At 68.9% G+C, this 18,627-nt stretch carries 14 protein-coding genes, 1 tRNA gene and 1 riboswitch; of the genes, 13 read left to right on the top strand and 2 right to left on the bottom strand.

The window, feature by feature from the left end:
* Window positions 1-31 precede the first annotated feature (31 nt).
* The 12 genes from ACFYWS_RS30400 (at window position 32) to ACFYWS_RS30345 (ending at window position 14,591) form a co-directional block, all read left to right on the top strand.
* Entirely contained in the window at window positions 32-703 is a 672-nt protein-coding gene (locus tag ACFYWS_RS30400) for a SurA N-terminal domain-containing protein (protein WP_389281746.1), read from the top strand.
* Window positions 704-749: 46 nt separating this feature from the next.
* A complete protein-coding gene (locus ACFYWS_RS30395; protein ID WP_389281744.1) occupies window positions 750-1,751 on the top strand; it encodes a nucleoside triphosphate pyrophosphohydrolase in 1,002 nt (333 codons plus the stop codon).
* A gap of 27 nt (window positions 1,752-1,778) precedes the next feature.
* Window positions 1,779-3,050, top strand: a complete 1,272-nt coding sequence (locus tag ACFYWS_RS30390; RefSeq protein WP_389281742.1) for a cytochrome P450 — start codon at window positions 1,779-1,781, stop codon at window positions 3,048-3,050.
* Window positions 3,051-3,250: 200 nt separating this feature from the next.
* Window positions 3,251-5,218: a recombinase family protein gene (locus ACFYWS_RS30385; RefSeq protein WP_389281740.1), complete on the top strand. Its 1,968-nt coding sequence runs from the start codon at window positions 3,251-3,253 to the stop codon at window positions 5,216-5,218.
* Window positions 5,219-5,457: 239 nt separating this feature from the next.
* Window positions 5,458-6,489: a transglycosylase family protein gene (locus ACFYWS_RS30380; RefSeq protein ID WP_389281738.1), complete on the top strand. Its 1,032-nt coding sequence runs from the start codon at window positions 5,458-5,460 to the stop codon at window positions 6,487-6,489.
* A gap of 135 nt (window positions 6,490-6,624) precedes the next feature.
* A riboswitch (cyclic di-AMP (ydaO/yuaA leader) is annotated at window positions 6,625-6,828 on the top strand.
* 4 nt (window positions 6,829-6,832) lie between these two features.
* Window positions 6,833-7,549 (top strand): transglycosylase family protein, encoded by a 717-nt coding sequence (locus tag ACFYWS_RS30375; RefSeq protein ID WP_389281736.1) that lies wholly within the window; start codon window positions 6,833-6,835, stop codon window positions 7,547-7,549.
* Between the two features lie 304 nt (window positions 7,550-7,853).
* Entirely contained in the window at window positions 7,854-9,134 is a 1,281-nt protein-coding gene (gene eno / locus ACFYWS_RS30370; protein WP_385769806.1) for a phosphopyruvate hydratase, read from the top strand.
* Window positions 9,135-9,228: 94 nt separating this feature from the next.
* The gene (locus ACFYWS_RS30365) at window positions 9,229-9,720 is read left to right on the top strand and encodes a septum formation initiator family protein (RefSeq protein WP_389281734.1); all 492 of its coding nucleotides are present in this window, start codon (window positions 9,229-9,231) and stop codon (window positions 9,718-9,720) included.
* Between the two features lie 27 nt (window positions 9,721-9,747).
* A complete protein-coding gene (locus ACFYWS_RS30360) occupies window positions 9,748-10,290 on the top strand; it encodes a DUF501 domain-containing protein (RefSeq protein ID WP_389281732.1) in 543 nt (180 codons plus the stop codon).
* Entirely contained in the window at window positions 10,287-11,231 is a 945-nt protein-coding gene (locus ACFYWS_RS30355; protein WP_389281730.1) for an exopolyphosphatase, read from the top strand. The genes ACFYWS_RS30360 and ACFYWS_RS30355 overlap by 4 nt, the downstream gene beginning before the upstream one ends.
* A gap of 425 nt (window positions 11,232-11,656) precedes the next feature.
* Window positions 11,657-13,069 (top strand): NAD(P)/FAD-dependent oxidoreductase, encoded by a 1,413-nt coding sequence (locus ACFYWS_RS30350; protein WP_389281728.1) that lies wholly within the window; start codon window positions 11,657-11,659, stop codon window positions 13,067-13,069.
* Window positions 13,070-13,271: 202 nt separating this feature from the next.
* Window positions 13,272-14,591, top strand: a complete 1,320-nt coding sequence (locus ACFYWS_RS30345) for a class I SAM-dependent methyltransferase (protein WP_389281726.1) — start codon at window positions 13,272-13,274, stop codon at window positions 14,589-14,591.
* 82 nt (window positions 14,592-14,673) lie between these two features.
* Here the strand turns inward: ACFYWS_RS30345 and ACFYWS_RS30340 are convergent, their stop codons facing one another.
* Together ACFYWS_RS30340 and ACFYWS_RS30335 are read right to left on the bottom strand one after the other, a co-directional pair.
* The gene (locus tag ACFYWS_RS30340; RefSeq protein ID WP_389281725.1) at window positions 14,674-17,223 is read right to left on the bottom strand and encodes an ABC transporter permease; all 2,550 of its coding nucleotides are present in this window, start codon (window positions 17,221-17,223) and stop codon (window positions 14,674-14,676) included.
* 59 nt (window positions 17,224-17,282) lie between these two features.
* The gene (locus tag ACFYWS_RS30335; protein ID WP_389281723.1) at window positions 17,283-18,056 is read right to left on the bottom strand and encodes an ABC transporter ATP-binding protein; all 774 of its coding nucleotides are present in this window, start codon (window positions 18,054-18,056) and stop codon (window positions 17,283-17,285) included.
* A gap of 391 nt (window positions 18,057-18,447) precedes the next feature.
* Between ACFYWS_RS30335 and ACFYWS_RS30330 the strand changes: the two genes are divergently transcribed.
* Window positions 18,448-18,530 (top strand) — tRNA-Leu (locus ACFYWS_RS30330).
* Window positions 18,531-18,627 lie beyond the last annotated feature (97 nt).

Genomic DNA, 18,627 nt, shown 5'->3' with positions numbered 1-18,627 from the left:
GAAGCACAAACTGCTCGCAGGGAGGCCCACCTTGCACCGCCGCACCAGCCGCCGCACCGCGCTCGTCCTGTCCGCCGCCGCCATCGCCGCCGTCCCAGCCCTGACCGCCTGCGGCAACGAAGCGCACCCCGGTGCCGCGGCCGTCGTCGGCGGCCAGCGCATCACCGTCTCCCAACTGGAGAGCCGGGTGAACGAGGTACGGGACGCGCAACAGACCGCCACCAAGGACTCCGCGCAGTACGAACAGGCCATCGCCAAGACCGGCGGCCTCACCCGCAACACGCTGCACACCATGGTCCTCGACCGGGTCCTGCACCGCGCCGCCACCGACGCGGGCATCTCCGTCACCCGCAAGGAAATGCAGAGCATGCGGTCCGGCCTGGAACAACAGGCAGGCGGAGCACAGGAGTTGGAGGTCGCCTGGCTCCAGCAGTACAACATCCCGCCACAGCGGCTCACCGAGAGCCTGCGCACCGAGATCGAAGCGCAGAAACTGTCGACCGCGCTCGGCGCCGACATGCAGACCCCCCAGGGCAAAGCCGTCTTCTGGAAGGCACTCTCCAGCGCCTCCAAGGAACTGAACGTCGACCTCAACCCCCGCTACGGGACCTGGGACGTCACCAAGAACAGCCGGGTCGACGCGAAGACCCCCTGGCTGAAGCAGATCACCAAGGAACCCGCGGCGGAGCAGCAGACCACATAGGCCCGGGGACGGCGGGGTTGTCAGTGGCTTGCGTTACGTTCGAGGGGTGAACGAACCCGAGGCGCACGACCACCACGCCCCCGCCGACACCGCCGGCCGCGTCGTCCTGCTCACCACCAGCCACAGGGTCGCCCCCGGCCTCCTGTCCTGGCAGGCATGGCAGGCGCTGCGCACGGCCGACGAGGTGCTGTGCGCCGACTCCGCGCACCCGCAGCTGCCGTACGTGAAGGACGCGGGCGTCCAGGTGACGATCGCCTCGCCCACCGCCCGCGAGCTCGTAGACCGCTGCGCGGACGGCGGGCGCACGCTCGTCGTCCTCGCCACGGCGGAGGGCGACCGGCAGCTCACGGACGGCCTGGCGCGCCTCGCGGGCTCGGGCCGCGAACAGATGCCGAACCTCGAACTGCTCCCCGGCTCCTACGACCTGCCCGGCGCCCGCCTCCTCGACCTCGTCCAGGTCATGGACCGCATCCGCCGCGAATGCCCCTGGTCGAAGCAGCGCACCCACGAGGACCTCGCCAAGTACGCGATCGAGGAGGCGTACGAACTGGTCGAGGCCATCGAGACGGACGACCGGACCGAACTGCGAGAAGAGCTCGGCGACGTACTCCTCCAGGTCGTCTTCCACGCACGCATCGCCGAGGAGGACACCGACGAGCCGTTCTCGGTGGACGACGTCGCGGGCGGCATCGTCGACAAGCTCATCCACCGCCACCCGCACGTCTTCGGAGACGACACCGCCACGACCCCCGAAGAGGTCAAGGAGCACTGGCTGCGCACCAAGGCCGAGGAGAAGCGCCGCGCCTCCGTCACCGACGGCGTCCCCGTCGGCCAGCCGGGCCTCGCCCTCGCCGCCAAGCTCGGCTCCCGGGTGCGCACGGCGGGCCTGGACGTACCGGTCCCCACGGGAGAGGGCGTCGGCTACGAACTCCTGGCCCTCGCCCTGCGCGCCGAGGCCGAGGGCATCGACCCGGAGGCCGCCCTCAGAGCCGCCGCCCGCGCCTACCGGGACGCGGTGCGGACCACCGAGGGACTCACCGACGAGTAGGGGCCTGGGGCCGGTTACGGTCAGGTGGTGACCGAGAGCCCCACCCCCTCCAGCGCCCCCGAACTCTTCAGCTGGGAGTTCGCCAGCAACCCGTACCCCGCCTACGCCTGGCTGCGCGAGCACGCCCCCGTGCACCGCACCACGCTGCCGAGCGGCGTCGAGGCCTGGCTGGTCACCCGGTACGCCGACGCCCGCCAGGCGCTCGCCGACCAACGGCTCAGCAAGAACGCGGACCACCACGACGAGCCGAGCCACGCCAAGGGCAAGACGGGCATCCCGGGCGAACGCAAGGCCGAGCTGACGACCCACCTCCTCAACATCGACCCGCCCGACCACACCCGCCTGCGCCGCCTCGTCTCGAAGGCGTTCACCCCACGCCGGGTCGCCGAATTCGCGCCACGCGTCCAGCAGTTGACGGACGACCTGATCGACGCCTTCGCGACAAAGGGCGAAGCCGACCTGATCCACGACTTCGCCTTCCCCCTGCCCATCTACGCCATCTGCGACCTGCTCGGCGTCCCCCGCGAGGACCAGGACGACTTCCGCGAGTGGGCCGGCATGATGATCCGCCACGGCGGCGGACCGCGCGGCGGGGTGGGACGCGCGGTGAAGCGGATCCGCGCGTACCTGGTGGACCTGATCCACCGCAAGCGCGGCGACCTCTCCGACGACCTGATCTCCGACCTGATCCGCGCCTCCGACCACGGCGAACACCTCACGGAGAACGAGGTGGCGGCGATGTGCTTCGTGCTCCTCCTGGCTGGGTTTGAAACTACGGTCAACCTTGTCGGCAACGGCACGCATGCCCTGCTGAGAGACCATGAGCAGATGCGGAGATTCCGGGCAGCGGCTGCCCAGGGAGACACTTCGGTCCTGGATGCGGCGGTCGAGGAACTGCTGCGCTATGACGGCCCAGTGGAATTCGCCACCTGGCGCTTCGCGATCCAGCCCTTGGAAATCGGCGGGCAGCGCATCGCGACGGGGGAGCCTGTACTGGTGGTATTGGCTGCGGCCAACCGGGATCCAGCTCGCTTCGAGCACCCAGACGTACTGGATTTGGACCGGCGCACCAATCCCCACCTCGGCTACGGCCATGGCATCCACTATTGCCTCGGCGCCCCGCTTGCCCGCCTCGAAGCCCGCACCGCCCTGGCGACCCTCCTGGGCCGCTTCCCCGACCTGGAACTCGCCGCAGCCCCTGCGGAGCTGCGCTGGCGCGGAGGCCTGATCATGCGTGGGCTCAGAAGCCTGCCGGTGTCCTTCGCTCCACAAGGAGGGCTACGGGAGCCGGGCAACTGACGTGTGGCCCGGCTGTGCATGGGGCGAACCAGCTGGCTCAAAAAGGAAGTTGGGGATAATTCCCGATTCCGTCGTACGTGTGCATGTCGTCACGTAGCGTTATCCATGGGAACCGGCCCCGGAGCGAGCACTCCGGGGCCGGACAGATCCCGGCGGTGTCCTACCACCCCGGGTTTGGAACAGTCGCGAGAGGACTGCACATGGCCATTGTGGCATCCCCTTTTTCGGCCGGTGAGGAACAACTGAGGGTGGTCACGTACCGCCGCGTGTCCACACCGGGCCAGCTGGAAGGCTCCGGCCTGGAGGAGCAGGGTGAGTACTGCAGGACCTGGCTCTCCGCCCATCCGGACGCCGAGGCTGTCGGTGAGTACACGGACGAAGCCGCATCGGGGGTGGGTGAACTCCGCCCAGCACTCGAGCAGTTGGTGCGCGCCGCCCGCTCGGGCAATTTCAATCGGGTCCTTGTCTCGAGCGTGGACCGTGTAGGCAGGACGGCCCGAGCCGCCTACCAGTGGGCCTGGGACTTGGCGGACCTGGGCGTCCACGTCGTCTCGGTCCTGGAAGGGATCGATACGAGCGTCGAAGCAGGGTGGGCCGAGTTCCGTCGGCACGTCGCCTACTCGGACATGGAATGGCGCCGGATCCGGCAACGCACCGTAGCGGGCCGTGAGTCGACGATCTCCTACGGAGGCTGGCCCGGCGGGCCAGCGCCCTACGGGTATCGGATCGCCTCCGATGTGGTGGACACCGACGGCGGACGCAGGGCCCTGTCCGTTCTCGTCACGGACGAACGGGAGTCGGCGGTGATCAGTGTCGCGGCCGCGTTGGTGATCGACCAAGGCATGAACTGTGGTCAGGCCGCAGCCGAGCTCAACGAAAGAGGAATGCCGACGCGGAGCGGTCGGCCTTGGGAAGCGGCGAACCTCCGTGCCCGGCTGAGCGGCGAGACCATTCACCAGGGATACGTGGTGTACCGGAAGACGAGCCGCGGTGCCTCGCGCAATGCCACCCGGCGAACGGAGAGCGGCGATCCACTTCACGGCACCCCGGCCAGGATCGGGGTGCCGCCCATCCTGACGCAGAAGCGGTCCCGGCAACTGATGGAGGCGCTCCGGAGGACGGGGTTCCAGAACGGTCGTCGCAGCAACCGTGCCTATCCTCTTTCCGGTCGGCTCCACGGGGAGTGCGGTGAGACGTACTTCGGCGCGACCGAGGGGGAACGTCGGGTGTACCGGTGCCGAGGGCGGGTGACGGGGCTGTGCTGCGAACCCAATCTACGGGCCGACGAGATTGAAGCGGCCGTCCTGGATGAGGTGTTCGGTCTGCTCCGTGGCAACGAACGCCTGGCCGACGGCGCGATTCGGGACCGGTATGCGGCTGTGCCTGGTGACCGGGCGCAATACGGGCGACGGGTACGGGAGATGGACCACGCCGTCGCATGCCATGAGGAACTACTGCTGCGCAAGGTACCGGAGTACGCCGCCGCAGGCATCGCTCCGGCCGTGCTGCAGGCCGCTGTCGAGCGCATACAGGAGGAGCTCGACGATCTGCGCCGCCAGCGGGCTGTGGCAGCAGAGTGGCTCACCGGGCGGGAGGTGCGCGACGCGCGGCGGGACGGCCTGCTCGACGCCATCGCGACCGGGGCCTCCGGCGTCCCTGGCCTGGAGCCTGAACAGGTGCGCGGGCTGTTCGAGGAATTCGACGTCGAAGTGCACTGCGCTACGCGCGAGGACCTGTACAGGAAGGGCGCCAGGTGCCCAGTTGGCGCTTGGCACGAAGAGACCGGCACGCTGGTGCCGTCCGATCCCACGGATGAGGAGTGGCAGGCGGTTCTCGTAGCGCTTCGCCCCTTCTTCACCAAGCGTCATTTCACGAGCAAGTACGACATCCGACAGCAGTTCAACGGGATGTTGCATCGGCTGCGGCATGGGCTGAGCTGGACGGATATGCCGCCCACCTGGGGGCCGGCGTATGCGATCCGGGAGCGTCAGCTGTCCTGGTGGAAGAAGGGGGCGTGGCCTGCGGTCATGGCGGTGCTCCACGCGGCGGAGCGGGGCCAACCGATGTTCAGACGTTCCGTTGTACCCCCGTTCCGGATCATCACTAACGTCGGTGAGTGCGGTACCGAGCCCTTCGGCGCATGGGTCAGTGGTGAGGCGGCCGCCTGAGAGTGGCGGGCCTGAATTGCCGCGAACTGTGCGGATTCGTCGCACAGTTCGCGGAGTGCGGAACACTCCAGAACTGACGGACCGTCAACACTGTGACTTTCACGTGATCTACGCTGCATCGACTTGTGACAGGCGTTCGAGTGCAGCTACGTTCACGGATCATCGCGACACAGACACAACCCGCACCACTTGCACCACCCGTCGCGCGTAGCAGCATCAGTCTCGCGAAAGGCAACCGCATGCTCTCCGGGAACGGTCGACACCGACGCCCCCGTCAGGCCCCTGCTCTCGTCGTCGCCGCCGGAGTCGCCGGCAGCGCCATCGCGATCCCGCTGTTCGCCGCGAGCGGCGCGAGCGCCGCGACCACGCAGGCGTGGGACAAGCTCGCCGAGTGCGAGAGCGGTGGGCAGTGGAGTCTGGACGCCGGTAACGGCTACTACGGCGGTCTCCAGTTCACGCAGGAGAGATGGGAGCAGTACGGGGGGCTCGACTACGCCCCGCGTGCCGACCAGGCCAGCCGCTCGCAGCAGATATCCGTCGCCGAGAAGGTTCTTGACGACAAGGGTGTGAGCGCCTGGCCGATGTGCTCGCTCACGTCGGGCCTCACCAACGGCGACGACTCGGCGGACGTCGACCCGGGCGTGTCCGCGTCGCCGCAGCCGTCGGAGTCGGCGGAGTCGTCCGCGTCGTCCGACACCGATACCGACAACAAGTCGGACGAGGACGCCGATAAGGCGGGCTCCACGGATTCGGCCGATTCAACCGACCCGACCGATTCGGGAGACAAGAGTCACGACGACTCCGAGAGCTCCGACCCGTCGGACGCCCCCTCGGCGGACTCGTCGGGCGATACCTCCGGTAACAAGGCCGAGGACTCCTCGACCCCTTCAAGTGACAAGTCCCACGCGCCTTCTGACGACGCCGCCCCCGAGACGGCCCCGCCGTCCGCCCCGCCGTCCGCCTCGCCCTCCGACGAGGCGTCGGACGACGCCACGTCCGGCCGCCACCGCGGCGATCGCGCCGCCGATGACGACGACGGTTCCGACTCCCGTACGGGAGACGGGCGTCACGCCTCACGCGACGACAAGCGCGCCGGCGACGCGTACGAGGTGCACGCCGGCGACAACCTCTGGGACATCGCGAAGGCTCAGGACGTGCACGGCGGATGGGGCGCGCTCTACGAGCGGAACAAGGAGACGGTCGGTACCGACCCAGACCTCATCCTTCCTGGTCAGAGCCTGGATCTTGGGGACGGAACGGACAAAAGGTAGCGAGGGTTCGGGGCGGTTCAGGGGGCTTTGTCCGGTGTCGGGTGAGTGAGACATGGGTCTCAAAGCCCCTGATCAACTTTGAAATCGGGCGGATCGACCGCTTACGTTCGTGACCGCTCGCTTCAGCGGGCCCCGATGGACGTCACGCCGAATCCTGCCAACGTCCGTACGGGAACAGTCGACGCGTCAGCGCCGTAGGCAGGAGCGGGGGACCCAGGTAAGCCGCCCTTCCGGGAGACCGGACGGGCTTGGGGTTAAGCAGCGCACAAGGATGCGTCTGCCGGGCACTCACTGGCCCGAACCCGACAGCTCACCTCGCAGGCGTCGGTGAGGAGATGTCTCCATGCTGTTTTCCGGCAAGAACAAGCACCGCCGCCCGTCCAAGGCCGTTCGCGTCGCCACGCTCGGCGGCGTCGCCGCTGCTGCCGTCGCCGTGCCGCTGATGGGTGCCACTTCCGCTTCCGCGGCCACCACGTCCGAGTGGGACCAGGTCGCGCAGTGCGAGGCCGGTGGCAACTGGTCCACCAACACCGGCAACGGTTTCTACGGTGGCCTGCAGTTCTCGGCCTCCACGTGGTCCGCCCACGGCGGCGACCAGTACGCGTCCACCGCCGACCAGGCCTCCAAGGCCGAGCAGATAGCCGTCGGCGAGAAGGTTCTCGCCTCGCAGGGCGCCGGCGCCTGGCCGAACTGCGGCTCGAGCCTGTCCTCCACCCCGAACGAGGGTGCCGCGGACGACTCGTCCTCGCAGCAGGACACCCAGCAGCGTGCGGACCGCTCCGAGCAGCGTGAGCAGCCGCAGCAGCAGGAGGCCCCCAAGCAGGAGGCCCCGAAGCAGGAGGCTCCCAAGCAGGAGGCCCCGAAGCAGGACACCGTCACCACCCCGACCGGTAACAAGGTCGAGAAGGGTGACGGCGAGTACAAGGTCGAGTCCGGTGACACCCTCAGCAAGATCGCCGAGGCGCACGACACGACCTGGCAGCAGCTGTTCGAGAAGAACAAGGACATCGTCAAGGACGCCAACCTGATCTACCCGGGTCAGCAGCTGCACCTCAGCTAAGCGTCAGGTCCGCACAGGACCTCAGGCCCTCCCAGGCCATCAGGCGCGGGCTCGGCATCGGCGGACGTCGAGCCCCCGCCGCCCCCCGTCCCCACGGGCCGCTCACTTCCGCGACCTTCGTCCCGCACATCCGGGACGGAGGTCGCTGTTTTTGTTCCGTTAAGGAACATTTCGCTCAGGGCGTTGTCCACGAGGCGGGCGTTCGGATGGCCGATGCCCGCGAGCCGGTTACGCTCAGGGGTGCGGGGCCACGTTCCAAGCAGTTGCCCGCATAGCCTGCGTCACATCCCAGAAGGAGATGCTCGTGCCGTCCATCGACGTCGTCGTAGCCCGGGAAATCCTGGACTCCCGAGGCAACCCCACGGTCGAGGTCGAGGTCGGCCTCGACGACGGGAGCACCGGCCGCGCGGCCGTCCCGTCGGGTGCCTCCACCGGTGCCTTCGAGGCCATCGAACTCCGTGACGGTGACCCCAACCGTTACCTCGGCAAGGGTGTCGAGAAGGCCGTCCTCGCCGTCATCGAGCAGATCGGCCCGGAGCTCGTCGGTTACGACGCCACCGAGCAGCGCCTGATCGACCAGGCGATGTTCGACCTGGACGCCACCGACAACAAGGGCTCGCTCGGCGCCAACGCCATCCTCGGCGTCTCCCTCGCCGTCGCCCACGCCGCCTCCGAGGCCTCCGACCTGCCGCTGTTCCGCTACCTCGGTGGTCCGAACGCGCACCTGCTGCCGGTCCCGATGATGAACATCCTGAACGGTGGGTCCCACGCGGACTCCAACGTCGACATCCAGGAGTTCATGATCGCGCCGATCGGCGCGGAGTCCTTCTCCGAGGCCCTGCGCTGGGGCGCCGAGGTCTACCACACGCTGAAGAAGGTCCTGAAGAGCAAGGGCCTGGCCACCGGCCTGGGCGACGAGGGCGGCTTCGCCCCGAACCTGGGCTCGAACCGTGAGGCCCTCGACCTGATCCTCGAGGCCATCAAGGAAGCCGGTTACGTCCCCGGCCAGCAGATCGCTCTCGCGCTCGACGTCGCCGCCTCCGAGTTCTACAAGGACGGCAAGTACCAGTTCGAGGGCAAGGAGCGCTCCGCCGCCGAGATGACGGAGTACTACGAGGAGCTCGTCTCCGCGTACCCGCTCGTCTCCATCGAGGACCCGCTGTACGAGGACGACTGGGCCGGCTGGAACGTCATCACCGAGAAGCTGGGCGACAAGGTCCAGCTCGTCGGTGACGACCTCTTCGTCACCAACCCGGAGCGCCTGGCCCGCGGCATCGAGGAGAACTCGGCGAACGCCCTGCTCGTGAAGGTGAACCAGATCGGTTCGCTGACCGAGACCCTGGACGCCGTCGAGCTCGCGCAGCGCAACGGGTTCAAGTGCATGATGTCCCACCGCTCCGGCGAGACCGAGGACGTCACCATCGCCGACCTGGCCGTCGCCACGAACTGCGGCCAGATCAAGACCGGCGCCCCGGCCCGCTCCGAGCGCGTCGCCAAGTACAACCAGCTCCTGCGCATCGAGGAGATCCTGGACGACGCGGCGGTCTACGCCGGTCGCTCCGCGTTCCCGCGTTTCAAGGGCTGAGCCTCACTGAGGCAGCAGTTCCGTACGTCCCCGCACTCGGTCCCGTACCGTGTGCGGGGACGTACGTACGTGAGCGGGGAGGCGGTAGCAGGCGATGCCCGGAAAGGTTCGGGACAGGGACTCCAGAGATCGTTTCTCGACGGCCACCCGCCTGCGCGTTCTGGGTGAGCAGACCGCCGAGCGCGTCTATCGCTCGCAGAGCAAGCGGCAGGCCCGCCGCTCACGTCTCACGGGCCGCGCGGCCCTGCTCGCCCTCGTTCTGTGCACCCTCGTGGTCGCGCTCGCGTACCCGATAAGGCAGTACGTCTCGCAGCGCGGCGAGATCGAGGACCTGCGGCGCCAGCAGCAGGAGGCCAAGGAGCGGGTCGACAAGCTGCGTGACCAGAAGGCCCGCTGGCAGGACGACGCGTTCGCCGAGCAGCGGATCCGGGAGCGCCTGCACATGGTGATGCCGGGCGAGACCGGCTACGTGGTGCCGGACGAGCGCACCGCCGCGTCCGAGCGCGCCGAGCAGGGCGCGGAGGACCGCCCCTGGTACTCCAACGTCTGGGACGGCGTCGACAAGGCCGACCAGGCGAACAACTGACACATCACTGAAGGAAACACCCGAGCGATGGAAACTCCCCCGCCGCAGACCGAGCCCACCGCGCCCACGGATGCCGACATCCAGGCGTTCAAGGAGCAGCTGGGGCGCCCGCCGCGCGGCCTGCGTGCCATCGCGCACCGCTGCCCCTGCGGCAATCCGGATGTCGTGGAGACGGCGCCGCGCCTGGAGGACGGCACGCCGTTCCCGACGACGTACTACCTGACGTGCCCGCGGGCGGCGTCGGCGATCGGCACGCTCGAGGCGAACGGCGTCATGAAGGAGATGACGGAGCGCCTCAAGACGGACCCGGAGCTGGCCCGTCAGTACCGCGCTGCCCACGAGGACTACATCGCGCGGCGCGACGCCATCGAGGTCCTGGAGAACTTCCCGAGCGCCGGTGGCATGCCCGACCGGGTGAAGTGCCTGCACGTCCTGGTCGGCCACTCGCTGGCCGCGGGTCCCGGTGTGAACCCGCTGGGCGACGAGGCGATCGCGATGCTGCCGGAGTGGTGGCGGAAGGGCGCGTGTGTGGGGGCGTCCACCGAGCCCGCCTCGGAGGTGGCCGAGTGACGCGCGTCGCCGCCATCGACTGCGGTACGAACTCGATCCGGCTGCTCGTCGCGGACGCGAATCCGGAAACCGGTGAACTCGTCGATCTGGACCGCCGGATGACGATCGTGCGGCTCGGCCAGGGGGTCGACAAGACGGGCCGGCTCGCGCCGGAGGCCCTGGAGCGGACGTTCGCGGCGTGCCGTGAGTACGCCGAGGTCATCAAGGAGCACGGCGCCGAGAAGCTCCGCTTCGTGGCGACGTCGGCGTCCCGTGACGCCGAGAACCGCGCGGACTTCGTGAGCGGTGTCCTCGACATCCTGGGTGTCGAGCCCGAGGTCATCACCGGTGACCAGGAGGCGACGTTCTCCTTCACGGGTGCGACGAAGGAACTCACCGGGCGGGCCGACCTGGACAAGCCGTACCTGGTCGTGGACATCGGCGGCGGGTCCACGGAGTTCGTCGTCGGCGACGACACCGTGCGGGCCGCGCGTTCCGTGGACATCGGCTGCGTACGGATGACGGAGCGGCACCTCGTCGCCGAGGACGGTGCGGTCACCGACCCGCCGTCGCCGGCGCAGATCGAGGCGATCCGCCAGGACATCGGCGAGGCCCTGGACCTGGTCACCCAGACGGTGCCGCTGACCTCGGCGCGCACGCTGGTGGGTCTCGCGGGTTCGGTCACGACGGTGGCCGCGCTCGCCCTGGGGCTGAGCGAGTACGACTCGACGGCGATCCACCACTCCCGGATCTCCTTCGACAAGGTCGCCGAGCTCACCGACTGGCTGCTGGAGTCCACGCACGACCAGCGCGCGCTGAAGCCGGTCATCCACCCCGGCCGGGTCGATGTCATCGCCTCGGGCGCGCTCGTGCTGCGTCTGATCATGGAGTGGATCGGAGCGCGCGAGGTGGTCGTGAGCGAGCACGACATCCTCGACGGGATCGCCTGGTCCGTCGCCTGATTTCGCGGCGATTCGCGCCTCTCCTGAGCGCCCCGCGCAGCGTCTGAGCGCCTCGCGGGGCGCTTCTGGTACCCCGCCACGACATGCTGTCGGGAAAGTTCGTGAACTTCTTCACAAGGAAATCGGCCCACTTGGACGCTGTTACGCGCTCTCGGGCCCATTAGGGGGCTCGCCGGGGGCCTCGCGGGCGTCGCGCGTGAGGTTGCCGCAGTGTTGCGAGCCGATTGCGGACCGGAGTGGTCCAGTACGGCCAGATGCTCACTATGGCTGCTCAAGGGGGGTGAGCAACGTCTGGGACGGTGTCGTGGTTCCCCTGGAGTGTCATGACATGGGTCACGTGGGCGGCGCAGTGTAGCAGAGCCCCCCTACTAGCTTGTGAAGGGGCGCACGAGCGACCCCCGCCAGACGGGTGGATACTCGATGGCATGAGCACCACGGAGCGTCCCAGGATCCTCATTGTCGGGGGTGGGTACGTAGGCCTGTACGCGGCGCGACGCATCCTGAAGAAGATGCGTTACGCGGAAGCGACCGTCACGGTCGTGGACCCGCGCTCGTACATGACGTACCAGCCCTTCCTCCCCGAGACCGCCGCCGGCAGCATCTCGCCGCGCAACGTCGTCGTCCCCATGCGACGCGCTGTGCCGGGCGCCGAGATTCTCACCGGCCGCGTCACCTCCATCGACCAGGACCGCAAGGTCGCCTCCGTCGCGCCGATCGTCGGCGAGGCGTACGAGGTTCCCTTCGACTACCTGGTGATCGCGCTCGGCGCGGTCTCCCGCACCTTCCCGACGCCGGGCCTCGCCGAGGCCGGTATCGGTATGAAGGGTGTCGAGGAGGCCGTCGGCCTGCGCAACCACGTCCTCGAGCAGCTCGACAAGGCCGAGTCGACGACGGACGAGGAGATCCGCCGCAAGGCGCTCACCTTCGTCTTCGTCGGCGGTGGCTTCGCGGGCGCCGAGACCATCGGTGAGGTCGAGGACCTGGCGCGCGACGCGGCCAAGTTCTACAAGAACGTGAAGCGTGAGGACATGCGCTTCGTGCTCGTCGACGCCGCCGACAAGGTGCTGCCCGAGGTGGGCCCGGAGCTCGGCGTCTACGGCCGCAAGCACCTGGAGTCCCGCGGGATCGAGGTCTACCTCTCCACCACGATGCCGTCCTGCGTCGACGGCCACGTCGTCCTGAGCAACGGTCTTGAGGTCGACTCCAACACGATCGTGTGGACCGCGGGCGTCAAGCCGAACCCGGCCCTCGCCCGCTTCGGTCTGCCGCTCGGCCCGCGTGGTCACGTGGACACGCAGGCCACCCTCCAGGTCGCCGGCAGCGACTACATCTGGGCCGCGGGCGACAACGCCCAGGTTCCGGACCTGGTCGGCCGTGCCAACGGCAACCCGAACGCCTGGTGCCCGCCGAACGCCCAGCACGCGATGCGCCAGGCCAAGGTCCTCGGCGACAACGTGGTCTCGGGCATGCGGGGCTTCCCGCAGGGCGAGTACAAGCACGCCAACAAGGGTGCGGTGGCCGGTCTCGGCCTCCACAAGGGCGTCGCGATGATCGTCATGGGCAAGATGAAGATCAAGCTCAAGGGTCGCCTCGCCTGGTACATGCACCGTGGCTACCACGGGCTCGCCATGCCGACGTACAACCGCAAGATCCGTGTGATCGCCGAGTGGACGATCAACATGTTCCAGAAGCGCGACATCACCGCGCTCGGCGCCCTGGAGACTCCGCGCGAGGAGTTCTACGAGGCCGCCAAGCCGGCGCCGAAGCCCGCGGCCGAGGCGCCGAAGGCCGACGACAACACGACGAAGAAGGTCGAGGAGAAGGCCAAGGCCTCCTGACCTGCGTTTAGTTCATCCCGAAGGGGTCGCTCGCCATCCGTGGTGCGGGCGGCCCCTTCGGTGTTTGCGCACCAAGGTGTGTGGTGGCTACAAGTATTTTGCCGATCCGTGACTCGGTAATGGGACTGCGCAGGCGGCCTGTCGGTGTTTACCTGCTGTTGGACCGTTCCGGGATTTTCCCCCTGTCACGGAGGTGTGCGCCATGCAGGACGCCGCACAGCGGCTGAAGAATCTCGCCGAGCAGTTGTTCGGCGCCGAACTCCCGGTGCGCTTGCGTGCCTGGGACGGCTCGGAGGCAGGTCCACCGGACGCCCCCGTGCTCATCGTGCGCCACCGTCGCGCTCTGCGCCGACTGGTCTGGAAACCGGGGGAGCTGGGGCTCGCGCGGGCCTGGGTCGCCGGGGAACTGGACGTGGAAGGGGACCTGTACGAGGCCCTCGACCGGGTTGCGGGCCTCATCTGGGAGCGGGACCCCGACGGGGAGGGCGAGGAGCCCAGGAGCCTCGCGCAGGCCCTCAAGGACCCCGATGTGCGCTCCGCGGCCAAGGAGCTGGTGAAGCTCGCCGGCACCCCGCTGCCGCCCGCGCCGCCGCCCGAGGAAATGCGCAGGGGTGGCCGTCTCCACCTGCACACCAAGGGCAGCGACAAGCAGGCCATCAGCCACCACTACGACGTGGGCAACGACTTCTACGAGCTGGTCCTCGGCCCGTCGATGGTCTACTCGTGCGCCTACTGGGAGTCGCCGGAGGCCGGTCTGGAATCGGCGCAGCGCGACAAGCTGGAGCTGATCTCCCGCAAGCTGGCCCTGAAGCCCGGCATGCGGCTGCTCGACGTGGGCTGCGGCTGGGGCTCCATGGCGATCCACGCCGCGCGTGAGCACGGTGTGGAGGTCGTCGGTGTCACGCTCTCCCAGGAGCAGGCCGCGTTCGCCAGGAAGCGGGTCGCCGACGAGGGTCTGACCGACCGCGTCGAGATCCGCGTCCAGGACTACCGCGACGTGCGCGACGGCCCGTACGACGCGATCTCGTCCATCGGCATGGCGGAGCACGTGGGTGCCGAGCGGTACCTGGAGTACGCGTCCGATCTGTACGCCCTTCTCAAGCCCGGCGGGCGGCTGCTCAACCACCAGATCGCGCGGCGGCCGCAGCGGGACGAGTCGGCGTACGAGGTCGACGAGTTCATCGACGCGTACGTCTTCCCGGACGGGGAGCTCGCGCCGGTCGGCTCCACCACCGGACAGCTGGAGCGGGCCGGTTTCGAGGTGCGGGACGTCGAGGCGATCCGCGAGCACTACGCGCTCACGCTGCGCCAGTGGGTCAGGAACCTGGAGGCGCGCTGGTCCGAGGCCCTGAAGCTGGTCAGTCCTGGCCGGGCCCGGGTCTGGCGGCTCTACATGGCGGCGTCCGCGCTGAGCTTCGAGCGCAACCGCATCGGGGTCAACCAGATCCTCGCGGTGAAGACACCGGAGAGCGGGACATCCGGGATGCCGCTGCGTGCGCGCACCTGGGACGTCGTCAGCTAGGGCGTGTTTCGAAAGTCCCGTACGCGCATCGGGGCGCATCCGCGAACCGCGGATGCGCCCCGATGTCGTAACCCCCGTACCGCTACTCAGACTTGATCGCGTCGAGCATGTTGAGGCGGGCCGCGCGGCGGGCCGGCCACAGGGCCGCCAGGATGCCGACGACCGCGGCGAGCGCGAGGAAGAGGCCCATCCGGCCCCAGGGCAGGATCAGTTCGTACGTCGCCATGGAGTTGCCGATGAGCTGACCTGCCGCCCAGCCGAAGAACACGCCGAGGCCGATGCCGAGCACGCCGCCGAACAGGGAGATCACCAGGGACTCCAGGCGGACCATCCGCTTGATGCCCTTGCGGTCGATGCCGATCGCGCGGAGCATGCCGATCTCCTGCTGACGCTCGAAGACCGACATCGCCAGGGTGTTGATGACGCCGAGCACGGCGACGATCACCGCCATGGCGAGCAGGCCGTAGAGCATGTTCAGCATCAGCGTGAAGACCTGGGCGACCTGGTTGGAGATGTCCTGCTTGTCCTGGACCTGGATCGCCGGGTTCTCGCCGAGCGCCTTCGTGATCTTGTCCTTGGTGGCGTCGGACGCGCCGCCGGACGTCTTCAGCATGACCTGCATGTCACCGGAGTCGGCGCTGAGGTGCGGGGCGAGGGTCGGGCTGTCGATCATGATGCCGCGCATCATCTCGTTGGCCTCGTAGACGCCCGCGACGGCCAGCTTCTGCCGCTTGCCGTCCTCGTAGTGCGTGGTGAAGGTCGAGCCCGTGGTCCAGTCGTGCTCCTTCGCGGTCTTGTCGTCGACGACGACCTGGCCGCCGCCGACAGTGAACGTGCCGCTGTCCAGCGGGAGTTCGGCGAGCTGCGTGATCGTCTTCCCGTTGACGCCGGTCAGGTACTCGGTGCCGCCGTCGATGCGCGCGGGCGAGTTGGTGAGGCCGCTGACGGCCGTGACGCCGGGCGTCTTGTCCAGGGTCTTCACGACGTCGGGGGAGAGCTGGTTCCCGTTCGCCATGGCGACGACGTAGTCCGCCTTGATCGAGTCCGCAGCCATCTTGTTGATCGCCGACTGCACGCTGCCCGCGATCACCGTGAGGCCGGTGATCAGGGTCAGGCCGATCATCAGGGCCGACGCGGTGGCGGCGGTGCGGCGCGGGTTGCGCACCGAGTTGAGGCGGGCCAGCTTGCCGGAGATGCCGAAGGCGCGCAGGACCGGGGCCGCGAGCGCGATCAGCGGGCGGGAGAGCAGCGGCGTGAGGATGAAGACGCCGATGACCAGGAGGGCCGCGCCGAGCCCCATCGGGGCCTGGCCGCTGTCGCCGCTGAGGGTCGTCGCGTAGAGCACGGCCGCGACGCCGGCGGCGGAGACCAGGGCGCCCAGCGTGTTGCGCAGCACCAGGGACTTGGCGCTGGGCGCGGCGTGCACCGCGTTCATCGCGGCGACCGGCGGGATCTTCGCGGCGCGGCGGCCCGGCAGCCAGGCGGCCAGCATCGTGATCAGGATGCCGACGACGAGCGCGGAGACGACCGTCCCGCCGGAGACCACGAGCGGCCCTTCCGGCATGATCGCGCCGGTCGTGCCCATGAGCGCCCGCATGCCCGCGCCGATGCCGATGCCTGCGGCGAGACCGGCCACGGCGGCGACCGCGCCGACGACGAAGGCCTCCAGGAGCACGGAGCGGGTGACCTGACGCCGGGAGGCGCCGACGGCCCGCATCAGCGCGAGTTCCTTGGTGCGCTGGGCGACCAGCATCGTGAAGGTGTTGGCGATGATGAAGATGCCGACGAAGAGCGCGATGCCCGCGAAGACGAGCAGCATCGTCTTCATGGAGCTCATCGACGACGAGATCTGCTCGGCCTGGTCGTCCGCGAGCTGCTGCGCGGTGGTGGTCTCGGTCTGGCCGGTGGGCAGCGTCTTGTCCAGCGCGGACTTCAGCTGGTCCTGGCTGGTCCCGGCCGCGGCCGTCACATCGATCTCGTCGTACGCGCCCGGCTTGTGGAAGAGCTGCTGCGCGGTCGGGGTGTCGAAGAGGGCGAGCGAGCCGCCCGCCGCGACGTTGCCGTCGTCGGTGCTGAAGATGCCGGTGAGCGTCGGGGTCAGCACGGGGCCGTCGACGGACATGCGTACCTGGTCGCCGACCTTGTAGCCGGCGCGCTCGGCGGTCTTCGCGTCGAGGGCGACCTGGTCCGCGCCGTGCGGGGCGGTGCCCTTCTTCAGCGGGTACCGGGAGTCGGGCCCGGCTGCCTTGTCCGCGGAGCCCCAGTAGTTGGCGCCCTTGGTGGAGAAGCCGTTGCCGACGAGCTTGCCGTCCTGGTCGGCGACGGCGGTGTAACCGCTGACGACGCCGTACGCGGAGCCGGCGCCCTGGGTGTCCTGAGCGGCCTTGAGGGTGGCGTCGGAGAGCTCGGTCTCCTTGCCGACGGTGTTGCCCTTGTCCTCGGCGCGCTGGGCGGTGACGGCCACGTCCACGTGGCTGAAGCCCTTGGCGGAGGACTTCTCCATGGCGCCGGAGATGGTGTTGGTGAAGACGAGGGTGCCGCTGACGAAGGCGACGCCGAGCATGACGGCGAGCACGGTCATCAGGAGGCGCGCCTTGTGCGCGAGCACGTTGCGCAGCGCGGTTCGGAACATGGGTCTACTCAGTCCTGGGTCAGTGGATTCAAGCGGGGGCCGTCAGCTCTCGTGGCTGGTCAGGTCGTCCGGCCCTTCGAGTCGAACCGCTTCATCCGGTCCAGGACCGAGTCCGCCGAGGGATCGCTCATGTCGTCCACGATCCGGCCGTCCGCCAGGAACACCACCCGGTCCGCGTACGCCGCCGCGACGGGGTCGTGGGTGACCATGACCACGGTCTGCCCCAGCTCCCGCACGGAGTTGCGCAGGAAGCCCAGGACCTCCGCCCCGGAGCGCGAGTCGAGGTTTCCGGTGGGCTCGTCACCGAAGATGATCTCGGGCTTGGAGGCGAGTGCGCGGGCCACCGCCACGCGCTGCTGCTGCCCGCCGGAGAGCTGCGCGGGCCGGTGTCCGAGGCGCTCGGAGAGGCCCACCATCTGGATCACGTTCTCCAGCCACTGCTTGTCGGGCTTGCGGCCCGCGATGTCCATGGGGAGCGTGATGTTCTCCAGGCCGGTCAGCGTCGGCAGCAGGTTGAACGCCTGGAAGATGAAGCCGATCTTGTCGCGGCGGAGCTTGGTGAGCTGCTTGTCCTTCAGGGAGCCCAGCTCGGTCTCGCCGATCCGGACGGACCCGGAGGAGAACGTGTCGAGGCCCGCGACGCAGTGCATCAGCGTCGACTTGCCGGAGCCGGACGGCCCCATGATCGCGGTGAACTCGGCCTGCCGGAACTCGACGGAGACCTGGTCGAGCGCGACCACCCGGGTCTCGCCCTGTCCGTAGATCTTGGACAGATCCGTGGCGCGGGCGGCCGCCGTGGTGGTGGGGCGGCCCGCGAGCGGGGTGGTGGTCACGGGAGGGTGCTCCTGTCGGTCAGGTGCTTACGGGGACACTTCCATCGTCGCAGCGGATCGGGCCGGGAAGGTCAGCCGCAGCTCTCGTTCCGGGGGGCGACTTCGGAGGGACCGGGGGGAGCCGGGGTCATACCTGGGGATGACCCCGGCCCCTGAGAGGTGCCGGATCGGGATGCGCGGGCCGAGGCGGTGAAATCCCGTCATTCCGTGGGAGACCCGTGCCTGGCGGCCGCAGGGCTCCGGGCAGGTGTTGACGGGCCCCGGCGTGTGCTGATGCACCCTCAGGCGCCAATAAAACGCCAATAAAATAAGACAACGTGGGGATGTACTTCCGCTGATCGGGGGACGCCGCCGGATAGGCTCGGAACGTCGATGCGGAGCCCCACAGTCTGCCCGGATGGTGGAATGCAGACACGGCGAGCTTAAACCTCGCTGCCCTTAACGGGCGTACCGGTTCAAGTCCGGTTCCGGGCACCTCCGACCCTTCCCCTCCGCCCGCGTCGCGGCCCCCAACCTCCTTTGATCCCAGGGGTGTTGGCGCGCCTGCGCCCGCAATTCGTTCGGCATTCGT

Origin of the sequence: Streptomyces sp. NPDC002795, assembly GCF_042888725.1 — a bacterium.
Lineage (GTDB): Bacteria > Actinomycetota > Actinomycetes > Streptomycetales > Streptomycetaceae > Streptomyces.
Note: the sequence above shows the minus strand (reverse complement) of the source record. Positions and strands in the feature narration are given on the sequence as shown.

Coding starts and splice junctions, on each gene's coding strand:
- ACFYWS_RS30385 (WP_389281740.1), top strand. CDS start 3,251: ATGGCCATTGTGGCATCCCCTTTTTCGGCCGGTGAGGAACAACTGAGG.
- ACFYWS_RS30380 (WP_389281738.1), top strand. CDS start 5,458: ATGCTCTCCGGGAACGGTCGACACCGACGCCCCCGTCAGGCCCCTGCT.
- ACFYWS_RS30375 (WP_389281736.1), top strand. CDS start 6,833: ATGCTGTTTTCCGGCAAGAACAAGCACCGCCGCCCGTCCAAGGCCGTT.
- ACFYWS_RS30365 (WP_389281734.1), top strand. CDS start 9,229: ATGCCCGGAAAGGTTCGGGACAGGGACTCCAGAGATCGTTTCTCGACG.
- ACFYWS_RS30360 (WP_389281732.1), top strand. CDS start 9,748: ATGGAAACTCCCCCGCCGCAGACCGAGCCCACCGCGCCCACGGATGCC.
- ACFYWS_RS30350 (WP_389281728.1), top strand. CDS start 11,657: ATGAGCACCACGGAGCGTCCCAGGATCCTCATTGTCGGGGGTGGGTAC.
- ACFYWS_RS30345 (WP_389281726.1), top strand. CDS start 13,272: ATGCAGGACGCCGCACAGCGGCTGAAGAATCTCGCCGAGCAGTTGTTC.
- ACFYWS_RS30340 (WP_389281725.1), bottom strand. CDS start 17,223: ATGTTCCGAACCGCGCTGCGCAACGTGCTCGCGCACAAGGCGCGCCTC.